Source organism: Promicromonospora sp. NPDC060204, assembly GCF_042728455.1.
Classification (GTDB): Bacteria; Actinomycetota; Actinomycetes; order Actinomycetales; family Cellulomonadaceae; genus Promicromonospora.
This window is the reverse complement of the sequence record NZ_JBHWZO010000059.1, coordinates 20,407-27,239: the sequence shown is the minus strand read 5'-3', so window position 1 is coordinate 27,239 and position 6,833 is coordinate 20,407. Positions and strand designations below refer to the sequence as shown.

Sequence of the window (6,833 nt, the reverse complement as noted above, 5' to 3'; positions counted from 1 at the left end):
GGGTTGACCCCCTGCGCGATCTTGGCCGGCCTCACCGCTCGCCGGCCCCGGCCTCGTCGAGGCCGGCCTTGGTGGTCGTCAGGAGCTCGTCCCAGCTGACCTCGAACTTCGTCACGCCCTCGTCCTCCAGCTGTGCGGTCACCTCGTCCATCGAGATGCCCTGCGCCTCGACGGCCGCGATGGTCGCGGCCGCCTGCTCGGCCGAGCCGGTCACGGTGTCGGCCAGCACGATGCCGTGGTCGGCGAAGGCGTCGAGCGTCTTCTCCGGCATCGTGTTGACGACGCCCGCGACGACCAGCTCGTCGACGTACATCGTGTCGCGGTAGGAAGGATCCTTGACGCCGGTCGACGCCCACAGCGGCCGCTGCGGCTGCGCGCCGTCCGCCGCGAGGGCGGCCCAGCGCTCACCGGAGAAGACCTCCTCGTAGGCGGCGAAGGCCAGACGGGCGTTCGCGATGGCGGCCTGGCCGCGCAGCGCGAGCGCCTCGTCCGTGCCGACGGCGTTCAGCCGCTTGTCGATCTCGGAGTCCACGCGGGACACGAAGAACGACGCGACCGACCCGATCACGGACAGGTCGTGGTCGGCGGCCTTGGCCTGCTCCAGGCCGGCCAGGAACGCGTCCATGACCGCCCGGTACCGCTCGATCGAGAAGATCAGCGTCACGTTGACGCTGATGCCCTTGGCCAGGGTCGACGTGATGGCCGGCAGGCCCTCGACCGTGGCGGGGATCTTGATCATCACGTTCGGCCGCGCGACGGTCTCCCACAGCCGGACGGCCGTGGTCTCCGTCGCCGCCGTGTCGCGGGCCAGCCGCGGGTCCACCTCGATGGACACGCGGCCGTCCACGGCGGCGGTGGCGTCGTAGACGGGGCGCAGCAGGTCCGCCGCGTCCCGCACGTCGTCCGTGGTGATGCGCTCCACGGCCTCCTCCACGTCCGACCCGGCCAGCTCGGCCAGCGTCTCCGCGTAGGCGTCGCCGTGCGCGAGCGCCGCCGCGAAGATCGTCGGGTTGGTGGTCACGCCCACGACGTTCCTGCTGGTCATGAGCCCGGCGAGGTTGCCGGTGCGCAGGCGCTCACGAGACAGGTCGTCGAGCCAGATGGCGACACCCGCCTCGGACAGCCGCTCGGTGGGGCTGACGTTCTCGCTGCTGTCGCTGGTGCTGTCAGTCATCGTGCCCTTCCTCTCTCGTGTCCAGGTGTTCCGGCGCGGTTCAGGACGCCGCCTCGATCGACTCCTTGGCGGCCTGGGCGACCGCCTCGGAGGTGATGCCGTACTCGGCGTAGAGCGTCTTGTAGTCCGCCGACGCGCCGTAGTGCTCGAGCGAGACGATGCGGCCGGCGTCGCCGACCACCTCGCGCCAGCCCTGCGCCACGCCCGCCTCGACCGAGACCCGGGCCTTCACACCGGACGGGATGACCGACTCGCGGTACGCCTCGTCCTGCTTGTCGAACCACTCGCGCGAGGGCATGGAGACCACGCGGGCCTTGACGCCGTCGGCCGCGAGGATCTCGCGCGCCTCGACGGCGAGCTGCACCTCGGAGCCGGTGCCCACGAGGACGACGTCGGGCGTGCCCTCGGTGTCCAGGAGCACGTAGCCGCCCTTGAGGGTGCCCTCGGCGCCGGCGAAGCCGTCGGTGCCGCGCGGGTAGGTGGGCACGTTCTGCCGGGTCAGCACGAGGCCGGCCGGGTTCTTCGTGTTCTCCAGGATCCCGCGCCAGGCCCAGGCGGTCTCGTTCGCGTCGGCCGGGCGGACGACGTCGAGGTTCGGGATGGCCCGCAGCGCCGCGAGGTGCTCCACCGGCTGGTGGGTCGGACCGTCCTCGCCGAGGCCGATCGAGTCGTGCGTCCACACGAAGGTGGTCGGGATGCTCATCAGCGCGGCCAGGCGCACCGAGGCACGCATGTAGTCGGCGAACTGCAGGAACGTGCCGCCGTAGGGGCGCGTCAGGCCGTGCAGCACGATGCCGTTGAGGATCGAGCCCATGGCGTGCTCGCGGATGCCGAAGTGCAGGGTGCGGCCGTAGGGGTCGCCCGGGAACTTCTTGGTCGCGTGCTCGGTCGGCACGAACGACGGCACGCCGTCCATGGTCGTGTTGTTCGAACCGGCGAGGTCGGCCGAGCCGCCCCACAGCTCGGGCAGCACGTCCTTGAGCGAGGTCAGGACCTTGCCCGACGCCGCACGGGTCGCGACGCCCTTCTCGCTCGCCTCGAACTCCGGCAGGGAGTCCGTCCAGCCCTCGGGCAGCTCGTTCGAGCGCAGGCGCTCCAGGAGCGCGGCCTGCTGCGGGTTGGCCTCGGACCAGGCGGCGAAGGCCGTCTCCCAGGCCTGACGCTCGGTGGCCTGGCGCTCGCCGACGGAGCGCGTGTAGGCCAGCACCTCGTCGTCGATCGTGAACGTGGCCTCGGGGTCCAGGCCGAGCGCGGACTTGAGGCCCTTGACCTCGTCGGCGCCCATGGCCGAGCCGTGGATGCCGCCCGTGTTCTGCTTGGTGGGCGACGGCCAGCCGATGATGGTGCGCAGCGCGATGATCGACGGCTTGCCGGTCTCCGCCTTGGCGGCGTCGATGGCCGCGGCCAGCGCGTCGGTGTCCTCCGCGTAGCCCTCGCCGCCCGAGGTCCAGTCCACGCGCTGGGTGTGCCAGCCGTAGGCCTCGTAGCGCTTGAGCACGTCCTCGGTGAACGCGATGTTGGTGTCGTCCTCGATCGAGATCTTGTTGTCGTCCCAGATCAGGATGAGGTTGCCGAGCTGCTGGTGGCCCGCGAGGGACGAGGCCTCGGAGGTCACGCCCTCCTGCAGGTCGCCGTCGGACGCGATGACGTACACGTGGTGGTCGAACGGCGACTCGCCGGGGGCGGCGGCCGGGTCGAGCAGGCCCCGCTCGCGGCGCGAGGCGAAGGCCATGCCGACGGCGGAGGCGAGGCCCTGGCCCAGCGGGCCCGTCGTGATCTCGACGCCCGCGGTGTGGCCGAACTCCGGGTGGCCCGGGGTCTTGGAGCCCCAGGTGCGCAGCGCGGCGAGGTCGTCCATCTCCAGGCCGTAGCCGGCGAGGAAGAGCTGCAGGTAGATCGTCAGCGACGAGTGGCCGGCGCTCAGCACGAACCGGTCGCGGCCCTGCCAGTCGGGGTCGGACGGGTCGTGGCGCATGGCCTTCTGGAAGAGGAGGTACGCGGCCGGCGCGAGCGAGATCGCGGTCCCGGGGTGTCCGTTGCCCACCTTCTCGACGGCGTCCGCGGCCAGCGCCTTGATGGCCTTGACCGCTCGCTCGTCGAGCTCCGACCACTCCAGGGGCTTCAGCACGGGGTCGAAAGCGTTCACGAGTCCTCTTTCTCTCCGCCGTCGGCCCTCGTCCGGGTCCGGAGAGCGGACGCGCTGGAGAGCCGCGCAGCGTGCGTGCGGCGGCGGCGGGATGCCGGCCGCCCTTCAATCGATGGCGTCAACAACCCTATACGCGCGCGTAATCCGTTGCGCAGGGCTGTCCACGGACTGTTCGTCCCAGGATGCGGTGGACAAATCTCACACGCCCGTCCGGGAGCGCGGTGCGCGGCGGGGTCAGCCTGCGACGTACCATGGGCACGCACCCGACGGGCAACAGCGCCCACCAGGTGCGTTATCGACTCCAGGACCCTCCCGAACGGAACTGCGACGCGCGTGAGAACGAGCCACCCGACGAACGGCCAGACCGCGCGTCCCCAGACGTCCGCCCCCGAGGCCGCGGCCGGCGTCGAGCAGCGTCCCGGGGGATGGTTCATGCGCCGCGCCGGCGCGTACGTCGCCCTGACCAAGCCGCGCGTCATCGAGCTGCTGCTCGTGACGACCGTGCCCACCATGATCCTGGCGGCCGACGGCCTGCCCAGCTTCTGGCTGATCGTCGCCACGCTGATCGGCGGCGCCGGCGCCGCGGGCAGCGCGAACGCGTTCAACATGTGGTGGGACCGCGACATCGACCAGGTCATGAACCGGACCAAGAAGCGTCCGCTGGCCACGGGGGAGATCACGCCGCGCGCCGGCCTGGTGTTCGCCTCGATCCTCGGCCTGCTGTCGCTCGCGTGGTTCGCGCTGGTGATCAACTGGGCCGCGATGTGGCTCACGCTGGGCGCCATCGCGATCTACGTCGTGGGCTACACGATGATCCTCAAGCGCCGCACCCCGCAGAACATCGTGTGGGGCGGCATCGCCGGCTGCATGCCGGTGTTCATCGGCTGGGCCTCGGTCACCGGCGGCCTGAGCTGGGCCGCGCTGGCGCTGTTCGGCATCATCTTCTTCTGGACGCCGCCGCACTACTGGCCGCTGTCGATCAAGTTCAAGAAGGACTACGCGAACGCGAACGTCCCGATGCTCCCCGTGGTCAGCGACGACAAGCGCGTCGCGGCCGAGATGGTGGGCTACACGATCGCGATGATCGCCTGCTCGCTGGCGCTGACCCCGCTCGCGGGCATGTCGTGGGTGTACACCGTGGTGGCCGCCGTCCTGGGCGGCTGGTTCCTCTGGTCCACGATCGCGATGCTGCGCCGGGCGCAGGGCAAGGCCAGCGGCAAGCTGGGCGCCATGAAGGTGTTCCACGGCTCCATCACCTACCTGTCGCTGCTCTTCGTGGCGGTCGCGGTGGACGTCTTCCTGCCCTTCTGATCGTCCGCCGGGCGCCGCACCAGACCTCTGCATAGCGGTGGTCATGATTCGGCCTGCACCCTCGTGGCCGCCTAGGCTGAGCGCGTGACCGAGACCCCAGCCGACCGAACCACCGACCCTGCCGAACAGCCGGCCGCGCAGTCCGCGGGCTACTCCTCGGGCCTGCCGACGGCGTCCGCCGTCGTCCCCGAGAGCGACCTGGCGCCGCGCCGGGCGGCCCGCGAGAAGTCGCGTGTCGCCCCCGACTACGCGCGTGCCTGGCTCCTGCTCTCCGCGATGCGGACCGAGCTCTTCGACAAGGCGCAGCTCTCCCGGGCGGACCAGGTGATCCTCGACTGCGAGGACGCGATCGACGACTCCCTGAAGGACGAGGCGCGCGAGAACGTCATCCGCTGGATCAAGAGCGGCGGCAGCGCCTGGGTCCGGATCAACGACCGCACGGCGCCGTCCTGGGCGGACGACGTGGCCTACCTGCGCGGCCTCGAGGGCCTCAACGGCGTCATGCTGGCCAAGACCGAGAGCGCGGACGACGTCATCGACACCGCGCAGCGGCTCGGCGGCGACGTGCCCGTCATCCCGCTCGTGGAGTCGGCCCTCGGTATCGAGGAGGCCGTGCACATCGCCAAGGCGCGCGGCGCGTTCCGGCTCGCGTTCGGCTCCGGCGACTACCGCCGTGACACCGGCGCCGCCAACGAGCCCATGGCCATGGCCTACCCGCGCACGCGCCTCGTGGTCGCCAGCCGCATCGGCGGCCTGCCCGGCCCCGTGGACGGCCCCACGGTCGGCTCGTCGCACGCGCTGCTGCGCGAGCAGTCGACCGACGCCGTCAACCTCGGCATGACCGGCAAGCTCTGCCTGGACTTCGAGCAGTCCAGCGTCATCAACGAGTCCTTCGCGCCGACGTCGTCCGACGTGGCCTGGGCCGTCGACTTCTTCGCCGAGTTCGAGGCCGCCGGCTCCGTGATCCGCGACGGCAGCGACAAGCCCCGCCTGGCCCGCGCCCAGGTGATCCGGTCGCGCGCCGAGCTGTTCGGCATCAACCCGGCGTGACCTGACGTCACCCGCCGACGGCGTGGCCCGCCCGCACGGCGGGCCACGCTCGGCATGATGGGCCGGTGTCCACCGCACTGGCCCGTCCGTCCCACGAGAACCAGCCCGCCCTCCGGTCCGCCCCTGCCGTCTCGGTCGAAGGCCGGCTCGACCGCGCGCTGCGCGACTACCTCGCGCACCTGAGCGTGGAGCGCGGCCTCTCGGCCAACACCGTCGCGGCCTACCGGCGCGACCTCGTGCGGTACGCGGCGTTCCTCGACGCGGCGGGCCGGGACCTGGCGGGGGTCGCCGAGTCCGACGTCACGAGCTTCGTCGAGGCCGTGCGTCAGGGGTCCGACGGCGGCCGGCCGCTGTCGCCGTCGTCCACGGCCCGCGCCCTGGCCGCCGTGCGCGGCTGGCACAAGTTCGCGCAGGCCGAGGGCCTGGCCGTCGAGGACCCGTCCGCCGACGTGCGGGCGCCCACCCAGCTGCGGCGGCTGCCGCACGCCCTGTCCGTGGACGACGTCGCCGGGCTGCTCGACGCCGCCGGCGCGGGCGACGGGCCGCTGCCCCTGCGCGACCGGGCCCTGCTGGAGCTGCTGTACGCGACCGGGGCGCGGATCTCCGAGATCGTCGGGCTGGACGTCGACGGCGTGGGGGACTCCGCCGCCGTCCGGCTGCTCGGCAAGGGCTCCAAGGAGCGGGTGGTGCCCGTGGGGTCGTTCGCGCGCGACGCCCTGGAGGCCTACCTCGTGCGGGCCCGTCCCGAGCTGGCCGCGGCGGGGCGCGGCACCCCCGCCCTGTTCCTCAACACGCGCGGCGCGCGGATGTCCCGGCAGACGGCGTGGGCCGCGCTCCAGTCCGCGGCCGGCCGGGCCGGGCTCACGGAGCACGTCTCGCCGCACACCCTGCGGCACTCGTTCGCGACCCACCTGCTGTCCGGCGGGGCCGACGTGCGCGTGGTCCAGGAGCTGCTCGGGCACGCGTCGGTCACCACCACGCAGATCTACACGATGGTCACGCCCGACGCCCTGCGCGAGGTCTACGCCGCCGCCCACCCGCGGGCCCGCTGACCGCCCGGCACCGAACCACGCCACGCCGGGGCTCCGAGCCGGGTGGTGCCCACACTCTGGTATAGCGTGGCGGGCGTGAGCGAGGCACCCAGCCAGGAGG

At 72.3% G+C, this 6,833-nt stretch carries 5 protein-coding genes; 3 read left to right on the top strand and 2 right to left on the bottom strand.

The features are described from left to right. Positions 1-31: 31 nt before the first annotated feature. Both tal and tkt read right to left on the bottom strand, forming a co-directional pair. A complete protein-coding gene (gene tal / locus ACFWEJ_RS10145) occupies positions 32-1,174 on the bottom strand; it encodes a transaldolase (protein ID WP_377229077.1) in 1,143 nt (380 codons plus the stop codon). Positions 1,175-1,214: 40 nt separating this feature from the next. Beyond that, positions 1,215-3,320, bottom strand: a complete 2,106-nt coding sequence (gene tkt / locus ACFWEJ_RS10140; RefSeq protein WP_377229076.1) for a transketolase — start codon at positions 3,318-3,320, stop codon at positions 1,215-1,217. Between the two features lie 333 nt (positions 3,321-3,653). On the opposite strand from tkt, the gene ACFWEJ_RS10135 reads away from it, so the two are divergent. The 3 genes from ACFWEJ_RS10135 to xerD all read left to right on the top strand — a co-directional run bounded on the left by ACFWEJ_RS10135 (position 3,654) and on the right by xerD (position 6,733). Then, on the top strand, positions 3,654-4,631 hold the full coding sequence (locus tag ACFWEJ_RS10135; protein WP_377229075.1) for a heme o synthase: 978 nt from the start codon (positions 3,654-3,656) through the stop codon (positions 4,629-4,631). A 198-nt stretch (positions 4,632-4,829) separates the two neighbouring features. Further along, the gene (locus tag ACFWEJ_RS10130; RefSeq protein ID WP_377229080.1) at positions 4,830-5,681 is read left to right on the top strand and encodes an HpcH/HpaI aldolase/citrate lyase family protein; all 852 of its coding nucleotides are present in this window, start codon (positions 4,830-4,832) and stop codon (positions 5,679-5,681) included. 158 nt (positions 5,682-5,839) lie between these two features. Beyond that, positions 5,840-6,733 (top strand): site-specific tyrosine recombinase XerD, encoded by an 894-nt coding sequence (gene xerD, locus ACFWEJ_RS10125; protein ID WP_377229079.1) that lies wholly within the window; start codon positions 5,840-5,842, stop codon positions 6,731-6,733. Positions 6,734-6,833: the final 100 nt, after the last annotated feature.

Excerpts from the sequence above, each read along its gene's own strand:
- tal (WP_377229077.1), bottom strand. The coding sequence starts at position 1,174 with ATGACTGACAGCACCAGCGACAGCAGCGAGAACGTCAGCCCCACCGAG.